This window comes from Anabaena sp. FACHB-83, assembly GCF_014697485.1.
GTDB lineage: Bacteria > Cyanobacteriota > Cyanobacteriia > Cyanobacteriales > Nostocaceae > Nostoc_B.
In genome coordinates, this window is the sequence record NZ_JACJRY010000002.1 from 412,863 (window position 1) to 431,876 (window position 19,014).

General features: G+C 40.0%; 17 protein-coding genes. 11 read left to right on the plus strand and 6 right to left on the minus strand.

Features of this window, described 5'->3' with window-relative positions; all coding sequences use genetic code 11:
• Positions 1 to 21 precede the first annotated feature (21 nt).
• The 3 genes from pstA to pstS all read right to left on the minus strand — a co-directional run bounded on the left by pstA (position 22) and on the right by pstS (position 3,239).
• A complete protein-coding gene (gene pstA / locus H6G79_RS03935; RefSeq protein WP_190589756.1) occupies positions 22 to 903 on the minus strand; it encodes a phosphate ABC transporter permease PstA in 882 nt (293 codons plus the stop codon).
• 20 nt (positions 904 to 923) lie between these two features.
• Entirely contained in the window at positions 924 to 1,874 is a 951-nt protein-coding gene (pstC, locus tag H6G79_RS03940) for a phosphate ABC transporter permease subunit PstC (protein ID WP_190589755.1), read from the minus strand.
• Between the two features lie 180 nt (positions 1,875 to 2,054).
• Entirely contained in the window at positions 2,055 to 3,239 is a 1,185-nt protein-coding gene (pstS, locus tag H6G79_RS03945; protein WP_190589754.1) for a phosphate ABC transporter substrate-binding protein PstS, read from the minus strand.
• Positions 3,240 to 3,447: 208 nt separating this feature from the next.
• Here pstS and cruG point away from each other — a divergent pair, with 208 nt between their 5' ends.
• Entirely contained in the window at positions 3,448 to 4,635 is a 1,188-nt protein-coding gene (gene cruG, locus H6G79_RS03950) for a 2'-O-glycosyltransferase CruG (RefSeq protein WP_190589753.1), read from the plus strand.
• A 376-nt stretch (positions 4,636 to 5,011) separates the two neighbouring features.
• On the opposite strand, the gene rnhA is transcribed toward cruG, so the two are convergent.
• Entirely contained in the window at positions 5,012 to 5,920 is a 909-nt protein-coding gene (gene rnhA, locus H6G79_RS03955; RefSeq protein WP_190589752.1) for a ribonuclease HI, read from the minus strand.
• 59 nt (positions 5,921 to 5,979) lie between these two features.
• On the opposite strand from rnhA, the gene H6G79_RS03960 reads away from it, so the two are divergent.
• On the plus strand, positions 5,980 to 6,282 hold the full coding sequence (locus tag H6G79_RS03960) for a hypothetical protein (protein WP_242048188.1): 303 nt from the start codon (positions 5,980 to 5,982) through the stop codon (positions 6,280 to 6,282).
• Here the strand turns inward: H6G79_RS03960 and H6G79_RS03965 are convergent.
• Positions 6,263 to 8,833: a PAS domain S-box protein gene (locus tag H6G79_RS03965; protein ID WP_190589750.1), complete on the minus strand. Its 2,571-nt coding sequence runs from the start codon at positions 8,831 to 8,833 to the stop codon at positions 6,263 to 6,265. The two genes, H6G79_RS03960 and H6G79_RS03965, sit on opposite strands and share 20 nt — an antisense overlap.
• Before the next feature lie 407 nt (positions 8,834 to 9,240).
• On the opposite strand from H6G79_RS03965, the gene H6G79_RS03970 reads away from it, so the two are divergent.
• The 8 genes from H6G79_RS03970 to H6G79_RS04005 all read left to right on the plus strand — a co-directional run bounded on the left by H6G79_RS03970 (position 9,241) and on the right by H6G79_RS04005 (position 17,813).
• Positions 9,241 to 9,477 (plus strand): CTB family bacteriocin, encoded by a 237-nt coding sequence (locus H6G79_RS03970; RefSeq protein WP_190589749.1) that lies wholly within the window; start codon positions 9,241 to 9,243, stop codon positions 9,475 to 9,477.
• Positions 9,478 to 9,607: 130 nt separating this feature from the next.
• Positions 9,608 to 9,844, plus strand: a complete 237-nt coding sequence (locus H6G79_RS03975; protein WP_190589748.1) for a CTB family bacteriocin — start codon at positions 9,608 to 9,610, stop codon at positions 9,842 to 9,844.
• Positions 9,845 to 9,998: 154 nt separating this feature from the next.
• Complete coding sequence (locus H6G79_RS03980; protein ID WP_190589747.1) at positions 9,999 to 10,328, plus strand: hypothetical protein; 330 nt, start codon at positions 9,999 to 10,001, stop codon at positions 10,326 to 10,328.
• A gap of 121 nt (positions 10,329 to 10,449) precedes the next feature.
• On the plus strand, positions 10,450 to 12,600 hold the full coding sequence (locus H6G79_RS03985; RefSeq protein WP_190589746.1) for a peptidase domain-containing ABC transporter: 2,151 nt from the start codon (positions 10,450 to 10,452) through the stop codon (positions 12,598 to 12,600).
• 24 nt (positions 12,601 to 12,624) lie between these two features.
• Entirely contained in the window at positions 12,625 to 14,037 is a 1,413-nt protein-coding gene (locus H6G79_RS03990) for an HlyD family secretion protein (protein WP_190589745.1), read from the plus strand.
• Between the two features lie 12 nt (positions 14,038 to 14,049).
• A complete protein-coding gene (locus tag H6G79_RS03995) occupies positions 14,050 to 14,757 on the plus strand; it encodes a hypothetical protein (protein ID WP_396019785.1) in 708 nt (235 codons plus the stop codon).
• Between the two features lie 181 nt (positions 14,758 to 14,938).
• Entirely contained in the window at positions 14,939 to 15,616 is a 678-nt protein-coding gene (locus H6G79_RS04000; protein ID WP_190589744.1) for a response regulator transcription factor, read from the plus strand.
• Positions 15,617 to 15,902: 286 nt separating this feature from the next.
• Positions 15,903 to 17,813 carry a CHASE2 domain-containing protein gene (locus H6G79_RS04005; RefSeq protein WP_190589743.1) on the plus strand — a complete coding sequence of 637 codons (1,911 nt, stop codon included), beginning with the start codon at positions 15,903 to 15,905 and terminating at the stop codon, positions 17,811 to 17,813.
• 666 nt (positions 17,814 to 18,479) lie between these two features.
• Here the strand turns inward: H6G79_RS04005 and H6G79_RS04010 are convergent.
• Positions 18,480 to 18,635: a hypothetical protein gene (locus tag H6G79_RS04010; RefSeq protein WP_190589742.1), complete on the minus strand. Its 156-nt coding sequence runs from the start codon at positions 18,633 to 18,635 to the stop codon at positions 18,480 to 18,482.
• A gap of 2 nt (positions 18,636 to 18,637) precedes the next feature.
• Between H6G79_RS04010 and H6G79_RS04015 the strand changes: the two genes are divergently transcribed.
• Positions 18,638 to 18,982, plus strand: a complete 345-nt coding sequence (locus tag H6G79_RS04015) for a hypothetical protein (protein WP_190589741.1) — start codon at positions 18,638 to 18,640, stop codon at positions 18,980 to 18,982.
• Positions 18,983 to 19,014 lie beyond the last annotated feature (32 nt).

The following is a 19,014-nucleotide window of genomic DNA, read 5'->3' on the forward strand; positions in this document are numbered from 1 at the left end:
TCCGACTTCCGCATTTTTGGACTATGATTTTTGGCGAGTTGCCCAGCGAGCAATAATACTGGTAATTAAAACCATTAGCACCAAGATTAAAGATGCAGCCCAAGCTAATGACTGCCAATTTTTAAACGGAGAAATGGCAAAGTTAAAAACCAAAACAGCTAAAGAAGCAGTGGGTTTAAATAAGCTATTTGGCCAGAAGGTAGAAAATAAAGCAGTAAATAACAAAGGTGCTGTTTCACCAGCAGCCCTGGCGATCGCTAACGTTGATCCAGTTACAATAGCTGGTAGTGCAGCAGGCAATACGACCTGTGTAACAGTTTGAAAGTTAGTCGCACCTAAACCTACAGATGCTTGTCGTAAATCCTGCGATACTAGCTGTAAAGCTTCATCAGTTGTTTTCACAATAATTGGCAACATCAAAATTGCCAAAGCAAATCCTCCGCCAATCGCTGAATATGAGCCTAAATTCAGCCTTACTAACGTTAAAACTACAATTCCATAAGCGAATACCCCGGCAATAATCGAAGGTACTCCACTCAAGACGTTCGTAGCAAAACGTACCCACCTAGCTATTATACCAGAACTAAACTCAGTTAGATAGATAGCTGCAATCACACCAAAAGGAATGCTGATTAACGCTGCAATTCCCACCATCAGCAAAGTCCCCACAATCGCATTCCCAAAACCACCACCTGGACGAAGAGGCGCGGGTGGCAGTTCTGTAAATATGCTGAGATTGAGACTACTAAATCCTCGAATTAAAACGTAAGAAAGTACTGCTATTAAAGGCACTAATGCCAAAACTCCGCAGAGAATTGCCACCCCAGTCATCACTGTATTGAACAGCGTCCGAGGAGACATAGCACTACGAGTTAAACTTCTTTCTTGATAATGAGAAGTCATAAAATTAACCCAAAACTAATCTACACTCGCTTGACTCGAATAACGATCAACTCTGCCAAAATATTGACAATCAAAGTTAAGACAAATAAAACTAAAGCAGCGTACATTAAAGCTGCAACTTGCAAACCACTGGCTTCTGCAAATTGATTGGCTAACAAAGAAGAAATTGTGTTGGCTGGTGCGAATAGCGATGCACTAATTTTGTTGGAGTTACCAATCAACATCGTCACCGCCATTGTCTCTCCCATTGCCCGACCGAGTGCTAACATCACAGCACTCACGATTCCCGAAAAAGCCGCAGGAATCAAAACTTGAAAAATCGTTTCCCACCTTGTTGCGCCCAAGCCTATAGATGCTTGACGTAAAGTAGATGGAACAGAAATCAAAGCATCTCTAGAAATTGCTGTGATAATTGGCAAAGTCATAATTGCCAAGATGATCCCAGCAGGTAACATCCCTGGCCCTGTAGGAGAAGTGCTGAACAGTGGTAGCCAACCAAAGTAAGCATTCAACCATTTACCGACATTGTTTAAAATCGGGATTAAGACAAAAATTCCCCAGACTCCATAAACAACGCTGGGAATTGCTGCCAGCAGTTCTACCAAGAACACCAGCACAACTCTAGCTTGGGAGGGCAGAAAATTTTCACTCAATAAAACCGCAGTCCCAACACCAATGGGTACAGCAATGAGTAACCCAATCAAAGAACTAACTATAGTTCCATAAACTTGAGGTAGTACTCCATACTCATCCTTCACGGGGTTCCAAGTGCTTTGTGCTAAAAAGCCAACACCAAACTTTTGAATGGCAGGCCAAGCACCAATGGCAACCTGTATCGCAATCCATAATAAAGTTGCTGCCACCGCTAGGGCAAACACCCTAGTCAGTAAAATAAAACTCCGGTCTAAAGACCTACCGAGTTCGGAACGCTCTTTAATTGCTGATGACAAATTTTGAGAATTTGTAGCCATGAATACTGACTTTATAGATGAAATCAGAGAAAAATGTGAGAGCAAACCAGCTTAGTGACATGACTTTGAGAACTTGAGACATCAACAAGTCATTCTTAATAAAAGAAATTTGTGATTCTAATATTAATTCAAGCAATTTTTGACTATCGATGCCTCACTAGTATTAGTGATTTTTGAATGCTATTTACTAGCACTAGTACTACTACCACTAACTGCAATTTTGTAATCTGGACTAATTTGGTCAGCCGCAGTTGCTACTTTCTGCACAACGTTTTGTGGTAAAGGCACATAACCCAATTCGGGAGCCAATTTTTGACCTTCAGTTAAACCATACTCAATCATAGCTTCGACTGCTTTAGCTTTAGCAGGATCAGCATATTTCTTGTAAGCCATAATCCAAGAGTAGGTAACAATGGGATAAGAGTCTGCACCTTCTGGGTCGGTGATAAAGGCACGCAAGTTTTCAGGTAAAGTTACTGCTTCTAAGGTTTTGGCTGCTGATTCTTCTGTAGGTACAACAAATTTGCCACCTTTGTTTTCTAAAGCAGCATATTTAAGTTGATTTTGTTTTGCATAACCATACTCAACGTAACCAATAGAGCCTTGAGTTTGTTGAATTTGGGCGGTTACACCTTCATTACCTTTACCACCAACACCGACTGGCCAGTTAACTGTTTTGCCATCACCAATTTTAGTTTTCCATTCAGAACTGATGGTGCTGAGGTGTTTGGTAAATACGCCAGTAGTCCCGCTACCATCAGAGCGATGTACAACTGTAATTGCTTGGTCTGGTAATTTAGCGTCTGGGTTGGCTGCTTTGATTTTGGGGTCGTTCCAGGTTTTGATTTTGCCTAATAAGATATCGGTGTAAACTGCCCGTGGTAATTTGAGTTCAGCAACATCTGGCAAGTTATAAGCAAGAACAATGCTACCGGCTGTCATTGGTAACAAAATTACGCCTTTATCTTGAGGCACTTTCTGAATTTCGTCATCTTTCATTGCCACATCGCTGGCACCAAAATCAACAGTACCTTTGATGAACTGCTCAACCCCAGCACCGCTACCCACAGACTGATAGTTAACTTGTAAACTGGGATATTTTTTGTTTAATTCAGTGAACCAAGTTGTATACAATGGCGCTGGAAAAGAAGCGCCTGCACCGATTAATTCTACGTTACCGCCAAGATCCAATTTAGCAGGGCTGGAGGCTGTAGCATCTTGAGCCGTACCACTAGGTGTTTCTTTGGTAGCAGAACTGTCAGAACCTTGCTGTCCGCCACAAGCAGCTAGACTTAATGTCAGTAATAACACTGCTGTTGAAGAGGCTAATCGGTTATTTTTGATTACATTTAGTCGTGAGCGCATCGGTGTTAATTTTCAGTAACTTTCCAGGTTAGCGCCTCTACGATAATCCTAAAGGAGCGATGTATAGGTAAACGGAAGGTTAAGAGCAAGAAAAAAAGTGTATTATTTTAACTAAATTTTACAATTCTCTCACTTTGTGAATTGATAAAATTTATACTTTACCTTGTTTGAAGTTACAGATGAGCCTGAATAAAGCTAATACAGATTTATGAACAACGCTTTGACAGTAGAAAGCGTTATACCGCTTATATTACTACTTATTCAACTACCAGCCACGGCAATTTTACTGTCGCGTCTTTTGAAGGGGCCGGGAAGATTACCGCCAATTCAACCCCAACAGCCTACACCAGACATTTTTGGTAATGTCAGCGTTGTTATTCCGACATTAAACGAAGCTGGTCGGATTTCTCCTTTATTATCGGGCTTGAGTCAGCAAAGTTATGAAGTGCGAGAAATTATTGTTGTAGACAGTAATTCCCAAGATGGAACTCCTGATTTAGTCAAAGCTGCACAGCAAAAAGATCCTCGCTTTCGTGTGATGACAGATGATCCCCTACCGACTAATTGGGTGGGTCGTCCTTGGGCTTTACATAATGGCTTTTTACATAGTTCTGAGGATAGTGAGTGGTTTTTGGGGATGGATGCGGATACTCAACCACATCCGGGTTTGGTGGCGGGTTTAGTCAAAACCGCCGTCGCCCAAGGCTATGATTTGGTGTCGTTATCACCCCAGTTTATTCTTCAGTATCCTGGTGAGTGTTTATTGCAACCAGCTTTATTGATGACATTGCTGTATCGCTTCGACCCGGCAGGAATTAGAACTGAACAACCAGAAAGGGTAATGGCTAATGGTCAATGCTTTTTGTGTCGTCGTTCTGTGTTAGCGGCTGTGGGTGGCTATAGCAGTGCTAGTAGTTCTTTTTGTGATGATGTGACTTTGGCACGGTATATTGCGGCACAGGGGTACAATGTAGGCTTTTTAGATGGTGCAAAGGTGCTGAAGGTGCGAATGTATGAAGGGGCGCTGGAAACTTGGAAGGAATGGGGGCGCAGCCTTGATTTGAAAGACGCATCCAATTCTGGGCAAATTTGGGGAGATTTATGGCTACTTTCGGCAGTTCAGGGTTTACCCTTGCTAATTTTACTAACTTACTTGATTGTTCTGCCTGTGCCTGTCTCGCTGCCGCAGATTTTATTGCTGGGGTTGAATGGATTTTTGCTGCTGATTCGCTTTGCTATGTTACTAGCGATCGCACCATCTTATAATCGCCAAACGGCTAAAGGTGGCTGGTTATTTTGGCTGTCTCCTTTAGCAGATCCCATCGCTGTCTTACGCATCTTTCTCTCTGCATCCCGCACCCCTAAAGAATGGCGGGGGCGGAAGTATGGTGCGTGAGGGGAGTGGGGAGTGGGGAGTGGGGAATGGGGAGTTTGATTAGACAAGGTAGACAAGGTTGAGGGGGTAGACAAGGTAGAGGGGAGTGCTGAGTGCTGAGTGCTGAGTGGAAGTAGACAAGGTAGAAATATTGCTTCCTTGTCTCCCTTGTCTTCCTTGCCTTCCTTGTCTCCCTTGTCCCCCCTCCCACCCCCTTTCAAGGGCAGGCTTTTTTTATTAGACAAATTTTTGGGCTTTTAAAACCAAAATTATTGTCTGAACAGTTAAAACTACGTTTCATAATTGAGAATATTCTCAACTATTTATCGAAGGTTTAAAAACCTGCCCTTGAAAGCCTCCCACCCCTGCCCCTTTGCACCCCTGCCCCCATCTACCCCTACTCCTCCTCACCTCCCACGCGATCGCCGCGTTCCAGTTCCCAGAGAATTTGATTACCTTCACGGCGGACTCGTGACACAATCCAGTTCCGCCAGCGCCATTGATCCCCGCGACTAGTGACGGCGCTGGCGTGGACATCCATTAAGTCTGCTAATTCAGAACTAGTAATTAGATAGCCTTTTTCAGCAATTTCATCAGCGATGCGGAGAGTTTCAACTAAGTTGCGGAGTTGTTCAACCCGGATTCCAGGCGTTGTTGTGTCAATTGCGGCCGCATTCTGTGCGGTGGATGGTTCCATAGCTGTTATGTCTGATGCAGATGTAATGGGTTCCGACTTTTCTTTGTTAATTATTGTCGAGTTTGCCTTATATTGAGAAACTTCCGCTACCTTTAGTTCATGAGAACTAGGTAAAGTTTTGTGAGCATTGGTAGAAGATAATTCTTTGAGTGCAGGGACTTTACCAGCAGCAAAACTCCGAGCGATCGCATCACAGCGTTCGTTACCGACGTTACCTGCATGACCACGAACATGCTGCCAAGTAACTTGACGGGTATTTAATTCATCTAAAATTTCCAACAGGTCTTGATTTTGTACGGGATTACCATCGGCTTTTTTCCAGCCTTTTTTCTTCCAGTTTTTCACCCATTTGGTAACACAGTTGATGAGATATTCACTATCGGTATAAAGGGTGATGGGTTGGGATTGTTTTGAGGCATGGAAATATTTTAAGGCAGCGATCGCCGCTTGCATCTCCATTTTATTATTTGTTGTATGGGAGGCTGTATCACCCATTTCGTGAACTCCCCCATCCTGGAAATAAACTACAACACCCCAACCACCAGGGCCAGGATTCCCAGTACAAGCGCCATCAGTATATATACTTTGAATTATGCTTTGACTAGACATGATAAAGATATTGAAACCGCATGGTTACGTAGAGGTGACAAAAAATTTAGCGGCAAAAGATGGGTAGCAATATATATGTTACTGACGGAAAAAGCAAGTATTTTTGGGAAGGGGCTAGTCTTTGGGGGGGACAAGGGGGACAAGGGAGACAAGGGCGACAAGGGAGACAAGGGCGACAAGGGAGACAAGGGGGACAAGGGGGACAAGGGAGACAAGGGGGACAAGGGGGACAAGGGGGACAAAGGAGACAAGGAAGCAATATTTCTACCTTGTCTAATCCAACTCAGCACTCAGCATCTTCTCTACCTTGTCTAACCCAACTCAGCACTCAGCACTCAGCACTCAGCACTTTAATAAACTAGCGATCGCTTTTACCAATGCGTCAGGATCAACTGGTTTGGGTATGTGTAATTGGAAGCCGGCGGTGAGTGCTTGTTGTTGGTTAATTTCGCCAGCGTAGGCTGTGAGGGCGATCGCGGGGACATTTCCGCCTTGTGCGGGTGTAAGTTGGCGGATCTGGCGAATTAGCATATAACCATCTACGTCGGGCATTCCAATATCACTAATTAAAATATCTGGTAATGACTGCGACAGTTCAGCGAGGGCGGCGGTGGCGGATGTGACGGCGGTAACAGCCACACCATAATCATGCAAAATAAATGTGATTAAGTCGCGGATATCTGGTTCGTCATCCACCATTAAAACTTTGATATCAGAAAGATTACCAAACTCAGATTCACTTGTTAAAGATTCATTTTCTTGTCGTCTGACTGGTTCGTTAATCACAATCAAAGGTATCCTCACTGTAAAAATAGCACCCAACCCTTCACCAGGGCTGTCTGCCTTGACTGTACCGCCGTGCATTTCTACGACTTGACGGACAATCGCCAGTCCTAAACCCAAGCCGCCAAATTTACGAGTTGTTGTACCATCTGCTTGGCGAAAGTAATCAAACACATAAGGCAAAAATTCTGGTGAAATACCTTTACCTGTATCACTGACTTGTATTTGTGCTTGATGATCAATTTCTTTAACTTGAATTTCTACCTGTCCAGCATTTGGGGTAAATTTCACGGCGTTGGAAAGTAAATTCCACATCACTTGTTGTAAGCGATTAGCATCACCCATAACTTGCCCGATATTGGGGTCAAATATGGTATGAATTTGAATCGATTTAGCTTCTGCTGCCAAGCGTACTGTTTCTAAGGCAGCTTGCACAACCATTACCAAACTGACGGGACAGACATTTAAGCTTAATTTTCCTTGGAGGATGCGCGAAACATCTAATAAATCTTCGATTAGTTGAGTTTGTAATTTGGCGTTGCGTTCAATTGTTTCTAAAGCTTGTTTTGTAGTTTCTTCATCAAATTTGCGATTTCGCAGCAATTTCGCCCAACCTAAAATCGGGTTGAGTGGCGTTCGCAATTCATGGGAGAGAACAGCAAGAAATTCATCTTTGATGCGGTTGGCGATTTCTGCTTCTTGACGGGCGATGCGTTCAGTTTGTAAAAGTCGATCGCGTTCTTGTTCGGCGCGTTTGCGATCGCTAATATCTAAAACAAAAGCCACACCTCTATCTTGACAGTCAGTTAACAAGGCTATCCCTAAAACCACCGCCACCCGTTTACCGTTGCGTTGGACATATTCTTTTTCGTAAATCTGCGAAACTCCGCTAACTTGGACATCTGCAAGAGCGCGATCATCTAAATCTAGATATTCTGGTGGTGTGAGTTCTCGCCAGTCAATTTTCCCGACAACTGCAAACTCATCACGGGTATAACCAACTAACTGTAAATAAGCATCGTTAGCATCAGTGATGAAACCTTCCGTATTCCAAAACGCCACCCCAACCAAGTTAGACTCAAACAAGCGGCGGAATCTGGCTTCACTTTCCCGTAATGACTGTTCTACTTTTTTATGGGCGGTGATATCACGGGAAACGACAATTACACCTTCAATGCTTTGGGTGTGATTGCGTAGGGGTGTAAGAATATATTCGTAGTCACGCAATCCTTCAATTGTCACTAATTGACATTCATCTTTAATTGGTTCCCCAGAAATGATCACCGCTTGTTGCTGAATTTCCACCTGTTCAACAAAATCATTAGGTAAATTCAACTCTCGCAATGTTTTACCCACAACTTCCTGCGGTTGAAAACCTAAGATAGCCGCGCCACCGTGACTAATATACCTATGGCGACCAGCGCGATCGAATATACAGATATGATCTACAGAGGTAGCCAGAATCGCATTTAACAAATTGGCTTGTTCTTGGACTTGGCTAGTTAATTGACGGGTGTTTTCTTCTGTTTGCTTCCGCCCAGTAATATCCAGACATACGCCAAACATCCGCGTCGCCTGTCCTTGCTGGTCATAGTAAAATTTTCCTTGAGAAGAAATCCAATGCAAACTTTGGTCAGGCCAAATAACGCGAAATTCGTCTTTATAGTTAGTTTTATTGGTTAAGGCAGTGGTAATATTTGTTGTGACAGATTGTCTATCTTCAGGATGCACACAAGCTAAAAAAGCCGCGTAAGTATTTTCAAAGCTACCTGGAGTTAAACCAAACAGCAGTTCATGACTTTCTGACCAAATTAATTTATCAGGCAAAATATTCCAATCCCAAAAACCCATCCAAGCAGCATCAATAGCCAGTCTCAAGAGTTGTTCGCTTTCTTGCAAGGCGACTTCAATTTGTTGTCGTTCCGCTTTTTCTTGCTGGAGTTGTTGCAGCGTTAATGCTATATCTGCCTGATGATCAGAATTAATCCTGGCTGTTGTCAGTTTTGTTTGTAGTTCAGTTAATTGCGCCTCTAATGCAACCTGCTGACATTGATATTTAATTTCTAATTCTTCCAACTCTGCAACACGCTGCCGTAAAGCTGCTAATTCATCTTGATCATGGTCTGGCATGTTGAAAACCACTTGCAATAAACAATCTCAGTTGAACCGGCAGAGGCCCTATCTTTGGAATGAGTATGGATTTTTTTGGTGAAAAATACAATCTCTCACTAGATACATATAGCGGTTCTTATTTTAGTGAAGCGAAATTCGGCTTGCCGCAGGCTACGCAGATGAACACAGATAAATTTTTGCCTCCGCAGACTAGGAAAAGCTATGTATTTTTCGGAAATATAACCTGACGTAATTATGCAATTGATGTTTCTAAATTTGGTAATTAAGTTTACTGAAACTGTAAATGACACAGCTTAGGTATCCGCCTTATTGTATTAATTAAGCAAGGAGTTGAGACCCCAAAAACAGGGAATCAACTAAATAGCTAAAACCTAATTTAACTCAAAATCAAGAGGATTACTATCATGAACTACGAATTGTTTATTGATGTAAACGAAGAGCAACAAGCGATTGTAAGCGGTGGCGCAGAAGCTCTTAACTTATCAACCTTCTATAAACACTTCTTGCAAGTAACTGAAACTATTGGGCCAGTTGCAGCTAGTTCAGGGCCTGGCGGTAGCACCATTATAGCTGGTGGTATACAGAAAACATTTTTAGAAACTCTGGAAACAGCTTCTTCATTTTTAGGATTAGTTAGCTAATTCAAGATAACGAATAACCGAGAAGCTGGTTAAAGGTTTAATGTACAGGGAAATTTGAAGTCAACTAATGTTTGACTTCAATATCCCAATTATCAAGATTATCCAATTCAAATCAAGGAACTTTTCAACTATGTCACACGAATTATTTACCGATTTATCTGTTGAACAACAAGCAATTGTAGCAGGTGGTGTAGGAGTTTTAGATTTTAGCACTGCATATTCTAAGTTTTTTAGCCAAACTGAAGTTATCGGGCCAGTAGGTAGTACGTCTGGTCTTGGCGGTAGCAGCATAGTAGCTGGTGGAGTACAAAAAACAACCATAGAAGCTATTCAAACAGGTACTTACTTTAAAGCTTTAGTAGGCTAGTTTGCGCCACAGATAGGGATGAGGATGATCATCTCTCGAAGCGACGTTAGGAGGAGAGTAATTAGCACTCTCCTCTCTGACTCTAGATTTTTTAGAGTCAGTTTAAGGTTTTGACAAGCTTTCCCAATTCTAGTTATCAAACCTAATAACAATTATGTCTAGCGATATCCAAACACAAAAACCAGAACTATTCCTTGATATATCTGAACAACAACAGGAAATAATATCTGGAGGTCGTTCACGTTATTCAGGTTTATCTATTTACAATTTATTTTTTCAGAAAACAGATATAGAAACTTTTGCTAATAGCGCCATTACTATATCTGGTAGTAATGGTGGTATTTCTTCTGTTCAACAAACTGGCTATAAATTTTCACAAATCACCCTGGGATTGAGCTTAGGTGGTAGAAGAAGCAGGCGTATATCGAAGAAGAGCCTTGGTTTATTGGATATTTTATTTAGTCTGATTTCTTCCTTTGATTAAGCCTTAAATTTTTGAGATGTTGATAGCACCTACAATTATTAGTTTTTACTAATTCAAAAAACATACCAGCAGATTGACAACATTTGAAATGCTAGTTGTCATGATTTAGGGTAATTTACTTATGAAACACCAATTTGTGAAACAGCACAGTGAAGAAGACTGTGGGGCTGCTTGTTTGGCTGCTATTTCTAAATATTATGGACGTACTTTTACTCTCAGTCGGATTCGTGAAGCTGTTGGGACTGGACAATTTGGCACTACTTTATTAGGGCTAAAAAGAGGAGCAGAAACACTAGGCTTTAATGTGCGTCCTGTGAAAACTTCACCAGAAGTTTTAAACCGGATTAATGAAGCACCTTTGCCAGCCATTATTCATTGGAAAGGTAATCATTGGGTTGTATTATATGGCAGAAAAGGTCAAAAATGTTTAGTTGCTGATCCGGCTGTTGGTATTCGCTATCTTTCTAAACAAGAGATAGCAGAAGGTTGGGCTGATTGGTTGATGCTGTTATTAGAACCTGATCCAATTAGGTTTTTCGCGCAAGCAGATGAAAAAGTTGGCGGATTTTGGCGTTTCTTTCAGCGCGTCTGGATTTATCGCGCGATTTTAGCGCAAGCATTACCTCTGAATTTGATGTTGGGATTGCTCTCTTTAGCTTCCCCATTTTTAATGCAGATTCTGACTGATGATGTGCTAGTTAGAGGTGATACACAGTTACTTACTACTGTAGCGATCGCAGTTGTAGTGATGAATTTAATTTCCCACAGTCTTTCCTTTGTTCAGTCTAACTTAATTGCTCACTTTGCTCAACGTCTGCAATTAGGTTTAGTCTTGGAATTTGGTAGGCAAATTTTGCGTTTACCGCTTTCTTATTACGAATCACGGCGCAGTGGAGAAATTGTCAGTCGGTTACAAGATATTGACCAAATTAATCAGTTAGTTGCTCAACTAGTTGTTGGTTTACCCAGTCAATTTTTTATTGCTTTGATATCTTTCAGCTTTATGGTTTTCTATAGCTGGAAACTCACACTAGTAGCTGCATTGATTGGTATAGTGATGAGCATATCAACAGTAGTTTTTCAGCCGACTTTACAACAAAAAACTCGTGAGCTTTTAGTCCAAGAAGCAGAAACACAAGGCGTTTTAGTCGAAACTTTTAAAGGCGCACTCACCCTCAAAACTACAACTTCTGGGTTGCAATTTTGGGATGAATTACAAAGCCGCTTTGGTCGGTTAGCGAATGTTACCTATCGCACAATTCAAATTGGTATTATAAATCATACTTTTTCGGGCTTTGTTTCGGGAGTTGGGGGTGTAATTTTGTTGTGGTTTGGGGGAAATTTAGTAATTAATCCAGCCGAAAATTTGAGTATTGGGCAACTTTTTGCTTTCAACTCAATGAATGGTAATTTTTTAGGTTTAATTGCTACAATTATTAGCTTTGTAGATGAAATTACCCGCGCTAAAACTGCTACTCAACGACTCACTGAAGTTATAGACGCAACGCCAGAAAATGCAGGTGATGAAATCAAACCTTACGCCAAAATTGTTGGTGATGCTGACATTGTTTGTACAAATTTAAATTTTCATTATGCTGGGCGACTAGATTTAATTGATGATTTTTCGTTGACCATTCCTGGCGGTCAAGTTGTGGCTTTAATTGGTAAATCTGGTTGTGGGAAAAGTACATTAGCTAAACTAATTGCTGGCTTATATCCTTTGCAATCAGGTAATATTCGCATTGGGCTGTATAACTTGCAGGATTTATCTCTAGAATGTCTGCGTCAACAAGTAGTACTTGTTCCCCAAGAGCCACATTTTTGGAGTCGTTCAATTGTAGAAAATTTTCGTTTGGGCGCTCCTCATGTCACATTTGAGCAAATTGTCAGAGCTTGTCAGGTAGCAGAAGCTGACGATTTTATTAGTAAGTTACCAGATAAATATCAAACTATTTTAGGGGAATTTGGCGCAAATATTTCTGGTGGGCAACGTCAAAGATTAGCAATAGCCAGGGCGATTGTTACAGACCCGCCAATTTTGATTTTAGATGAATCAACTGGTGGACTTGACCCAGTAAGTGAAGCACAGGTTTTAGATAAATTATTTAAACATCGTCAAGGTAAAACCACAATTTTAATTACTCATCGTCCTAGAGTAGTTAATCGGGCAGATTGGATAGTTTTACTAGATCAAGGTAAGTTAAAAACACAAGGTTCGTTGGCAGAATTACGCTCCCAACCTGGAGAGCATTGGGAATTTTTAAATCCTTAATCATTCAGAATTTTACAGGTAATTATGCTTTACACATATACTAAACAAACTCTGCCATCAGTACAAAGTGATGATTTTCTTCCGCCTGTGAGTCGTTGGACATCTCTAGCCGGAATTTTTTTAGTTGGAAGTTTGGGTGCGGGGATGAGTTTAGCTTCATGGGTGAAATATAATGTGACGGTGAAAACTTCTGCATCTGTGCGTCCAACGGGAGAAATTCGCTTTGTTCAACCCAAAATTGAAGGGACTGTTAAAAGTATTTTTGTGCAAGAAAATCAAATCGTCAAACAAGGCGATGCGATCGCACGTTTAGATGACGAACAATTGCAAATCAAAAAAAGTCAATTACAAGACAACATTCAGCAAGCTAGGCTGCAAATTATCCAAATTGACGCTCAAATCAGGACTTTAGATACGCAAATTGTCGCAGAAACTACGGTAGCAGAACGCACTGTCGCTTCTGCTGAAGCCGATTTAGCCCGCAATCAAAGAGAATATCAAGAACGCCAAATTACCACCAGCAGCGAATTACTCGCAGCACAAGCCAGTTCGCAAAAGGCGGAAGCAGATTTGCATAAAGCCCAAGCTGATTTAAGTTTTGCCGAGGTGGATCGCGATCGCTATGGACAATTAGCGCAAGTTGGCGCAATTGGTAAGCGCGAATTTGAACAAAAAAAGTTGGTTGTGATTCAAACCCAAGCCATTTTAGAAGCTGAAAAAAAATCCGTAGATATTGCAAAAGCTAAAGTGCAAGTCGCCCAAGCATCTGTAAATCCTAGCAGCGCCTCAATTGCGATCGCCCAGGCGAGAATCGCCCAAGAAATTGCTAGAGGCGAGGCTAATATCGCTACTTTAAAAAAGGAAAAACAAGCGTTAATTCAAAGACGTGTAGAAATGCAAAATCAACTCGGACAATCGCAAAAAGAACTTTTACAAGTTATTAGTCAGTTGCAAGATACAATTTTGCGAGCTAGTAGTAATGGGGTAATTCTGAAGCTGAATTTACGCAACCCCGGTCAAGTGTTGCGGGTAAGTGAACCAATTGCGGAAATTGCACCGACTAATGCACCTTTAGTTGTGAAAGCGATGATTCCACCCCAAGAAATTAAAAATGTCGCCGTTGGTCAAAAAGTACAGATGCGAATTGATGCTTGTCCCTATCCTGATTACGGAACTCTGAAAGGTGTGGTGACAGCAATTTCTCCTGATGCAATTTCAACTAAAACGAGTAATGCAGATATTCCCTCATCAACTTCTCTCACTCCTGGAGGGAGCTATTTTGAAGCTACTATTCAACCAGAAAGAATCATTTTTGGTAATAGCGATCGCCAATGTCATATCCAAGCTGGTATGGAGGCAAAAGCTAACATTATTTCCCAAGAAGAAACTGCATTACAATTTATGTTGCGTAAGGCTAGATTAACCACAGATTTATAAGGGGATAAATATGTGCTTTGGAAATTTTACACACAAATTATATTGGTGCTGCTATACGTTATCACCTCGTTAATGTTTGTCAAAAACTTTTCTAAATTTCAACAAGCATTGCAATGGTGGTTTGCTCGACAATCGCTGAAACTTTATCTAGAAGCTAAAGAAATTCGTGATGGATTATTACAAGAATCCTTCGCAATTCGACGCAGCTTAGATTTATTAACTCAGGATAATTTAAATTTGACAATCAACAAAACTCATGAATATCTCCAACAAGCTGATAACTTTCATCATGCTCTCATGCAATTGAGCGATCGCTTATTTCCTACCTATATTCAAGATAGCCTGCCCTTAGCAATTGAGTGCTTATTAGAACCTTGGTTAACCTCAAATTCTCATCTCCAATTCCATTTAGATATTCCAGCTTACTGGCGATTTGAGACAGTTGAACGCAGTTTGATAGTTCTGCGGTCTTTAGAAGAATTACTTATCTTAATCTTGCCCAATTGTGCAATTAATACATCTATTTTGATCAGCCTCAAACAACAAACATATTTAGCTCAACTCAGGGTACATATCACATATCCTGATCTATCTACTGTGAGGTTTTATTCTACATTAAAAGAATTAGATTATCTCTGCGAAAGCTTTGAATTTTTAACTTCTGGGAAATGTTCTTGTCGTCAGCATCATCTCAGCATTACCTGTGAATTTTATTGGTAAGATTTGTGGAAACTTGCTTGCTGTTTCGCTGAATTGTGTCACTAAATGTTTTTAGATTAAGAATATGTAATATTTGCGTAAATATGCGTAATAAGTCATATAATTATAATATGAGAAACCTATTTATTGATTGTGCTTGATGTAGTTAATCGTGACTTCGGAAATTAGTGGGTTATTGATTATGAAACAAGCGTTAACAGAGAAAGCATTACTCAAAATTTTAGTAATTGATGATCATGAATCAGTTTTAGCTGGAACTGTTAATGTATTACAAAAGCGTTACCCCGATGCTGAATTTCTGATTGCGGTAAATGCTAAGAATGCACTCAATCAAATTAGTGCTGTACAACCAGATTTAATTGTGATGGATTTGTCGATTCCTGATAACTCAGGGATGACAGCCAGACCCGATATCGGAGTTCAACTGTTGCGAACTCTGATGAAAAATTATCCGCACTTAAATATTGTTGTGCAGAGTGCTAATGTGAGAACTTTAGTGAGAATTAGACCTGATATTGACAGTCATAAAGGAGGTTTTACTGTTGCAGATAAAAGCCTTTCCACCCAAGAAATGCTCACGAGAGTTGATTGGGCTTTGCAAGGTTTAACACATACAAAAGATATTAAAGGTATCCATTCTGTATTAGAAGTTAAACCAGAATGGCTGAGGGTATTAGCTTTAGCATTTGAAGAAGGATTGCAAGATAAAACAATTGCCGAACGGATGTGTATCTCTGAGAGGATGGTGCGTCATTACTGGAGTAAACTACAAGATGCGTTAAATGTCTATCCTGAAGAGGGTAAGAATATCCGTATTCAAACTGAAATGCAAGCTAGAGAAGAAGGTTTAATTGATTAATACTGAACAGGATAAATTAAATCTCTAAGAGTATTTTTGTTAAAAAGTAGATAAAAATCATTGTTGATTCTTTGTTCCCTATTCTGATATCTATAAATTGATTTATAGCGGTTTCCAGTCTGCTGAGATACAAATTTATTGGGATTAATCTGTGTCTAACCATACGGGAAGTTGCTCTGTGTCTAATGTGATTAATTATTGTTATTTGTATCTTAGGTAAGAAAGGCGATAAATCAACCTGCTAAAGTTCAGGGCTAATCAACAGCAAAAATGCAAGCGAAGGTTTATGCAGCCTGAACATTGGAAAAAAATTAAACAGGAAATTAGTATTTGGCGTGTAGGTATATTACCAGGGATTGCAGTTATTGGATTAGTGATCATTGCTCGTCTGTCTGGTGTGATGCAATCTTTAGAGTGGCTGGCTTTTGATAGTTTGCTACGGATACGCCCTGAAGAACCCAAAGATGAACGAATTTTACTGATCGGCATTAATGAAGATGATATTAATAATGGTACAGATTTTACGTTTTCAGATCATGATTTAGCACAGTTGTTATTAAAATTGCAAACTTATCAACCAAGAGTTATTGGACTGGATATTTATCGAGATACACCAATAAATCCCGGTAATAATGAATTAGTCGCAGTTTTGCAAAATTTTAAAAATATTATTGGAATTGATAAAGTATTACCTGATGAAATTGCACCACCGCCAGTATTGTCACCAGAACAAATTGGTTTTGCTGATCAAATTATGGATAGTGATGGTAAATTACGCCGTAGTTTATTAGGTACGCCTACCAATCAAGGCTATAAATTTTCGTTGTCTCTTAAGTTAGCAGCAGCATATTTAAATCATTATCAGCTTCATCTAGAAAATGGCATACGCGATCGCGCGGCGATTAGATTTGGTCACACCGAGATACCCAGAGTCTTCCCCAATTCTGGGGGATATGTGCGAACCGATGCGGGAGGAGTGCAAGTCTTACTCAATTTTCGCAGTGGTCGAGACCGCTTTCGCTTTTTATCCTTATCCGCACTGAAAAATGATCAATTTAACCCAGACTGGATACGCGATCGCATTGTAATTATCGGTATCACTTCCCCCAGTCGGAAAGATTTTATTCCCACTTCTGCAATTGAATCTTTGGAGTCTCCACCAGGGCGCGTTTATGGCGTAGAAATTCAAGCACACGTTGTTAGCCAAATTATCAGCGCCGTCCTTGACTCTCGACCGCTTTTAAATACTTGGTCAGAAGGTTGGGAATATTTATGGATTTTTAGTTGGGGATTAGTTGGAATTGCGATCGCCAGGCTGACAAAATCACCTTTACTTAGTTTATTAGTTGTGCTTGTTGCGAGTTGTAGCTTATTGATATTATGTTATTTCTTGCTGCTTTTTGGTTGGTGGGTTCCGTTAATTCCTGCATTTTTAGTTTTAAGTTTAAATTGTATGGAAATTACAGCTTTATATCAATATGAGCAAGCTTTAGGTTCGGGAATTAGAGTCAGACAAGCCATCATTGAACGCACATTTGCCAAAATTCATAATGGCCCCTTGCAAAGCCTCGCTAAAGTTTTAAAATTAGTGCGAGATAACGACTTACCAGTTAATGAATTACTCATCGAACTCGAAAAAGAACTGGAAAAATTGAACTATGATTTACGAGGAATTTATGAATTTTTACAACGAGAACCAATAGACCAAGAAACTAGCTTATATTTAGGAAAAAACATCGTTTTAAATTTGCGTGACCCTCTACATGAGCTGCTCTACCAAGTTTATAATTTTACCTTAGAGCGAGAGTTACCTTGTTTTAAAACTATCAAAGTTAAAATCAGAAATTTTGAACCAATAAATGAACGCTGCTTAAATCTTGATCATAAGCGTGACCTTTGTCGGTTTTTAGAAGAAGCTTTATGTAATGTCGGTAAACACGCCACAGGAGTCACCCGCTTAGAAGTAACTTGTTCAGCATCGGAAGGTTGGTACACTTTAAGTATTATCGATGATGGTTTAGGAATTAACTCTTCAATAGAAGGACGGGGAACACAACAGTTTAGAAATTTAGCACGACAATTTAAAGGAAAATTTCGCCGCATTCCACTTTCTCCGAGAGGAACTCTGTGTGAGTTATCTTGGCCTATGAATAAGTTTTATCTTTGGTATTTAAGAAAAATTCCTAAGTCATACTAAATCAATATAGGACTCATATTTGATTTGGGAAAAAAATCAGTACACTCAGATCAGGCTTCTTTCCTACTCCCGACTCCCCATTCCCTATTCCCTACCTACACAAATAAATTCAGAAATCAAATCGTATTCCTATATGAAGAAGCATATAATTAGCCTGCAAAAGCAGGCTTTGTTTGTATAGCCTCTATTTCCAGTCTGATGAGTTTATTATTTATAGAAATAGAATTATGTGTGACTAGCGAATGAATAAGTTGGTTTAATACCCTCACTAAATTCCTGATTTAGTGGTCTTCAATTAGTGGTAGGGTTGAATCCCATACTAATCGATTCTGAATTCTTCTTATTTACACATAAGTTAATTCAGAATTCTGAATTTTGTTTTGATAAATTTAATGATTTACAGGTTGCAATATATTTAGGGTGACACCTAAATATATTGGTTAAAAATTGCTAAACAGCTATATAACCAGCCTAAATTCTAATATAATTTAAGTAGAAAAGACCTGAATTGCTTGGATTGAATATTAAATAGATTTTTGATTTTTTAGTAATTTACTGACGGAGAAAAATGATGATTAAATCTTTAGTATTTCAGACAGAAAATTACTACTTTTGGCAGAAAAAGATTTGCACAACTTGTGTTTTAAGTATTATCTTAGGCATGAATCAAATAGTACTAGCTGGATATGAACCGCCAAAAGACCAAAAACCCCCGACAGGCCATTCGGATTCATCAGGTATCAGGGTAGGATGCAAAACTAATAATACGCGATCGCCATCACTAATGATCGGTTCTGCTGTGACTCGTACACAACCATCCAACAGTGTTACCTCCTCCAGTCAGCCACGGCGAAATCAAACTCGCTAACTTCATACTTTATGAAAATATTACATCTATGCCAAACCTTACTAGAGACATTGCAATGCAACGTCTCTTTATTTTTCTTTACATTCTTTCTCATAGTCTCAGAGAGTTCCGAATGCTTGCAATACCTGGAGAAATTGCCAGCAATATCTTAAGGAATGCTGCATATCTTACCCAAAATCTGAATTTATTTGTTATCGTGATCCCAAAGGAATTATTAAGCACCAACAAGATAGACCAGACGCTAAATCAGCGCCGAAATGCCTGCTGGGTGCGAGATATGAAATTAATCACTAAAATTTAAAGCTCATTAATTCAGAGTATCTATATGGGGAG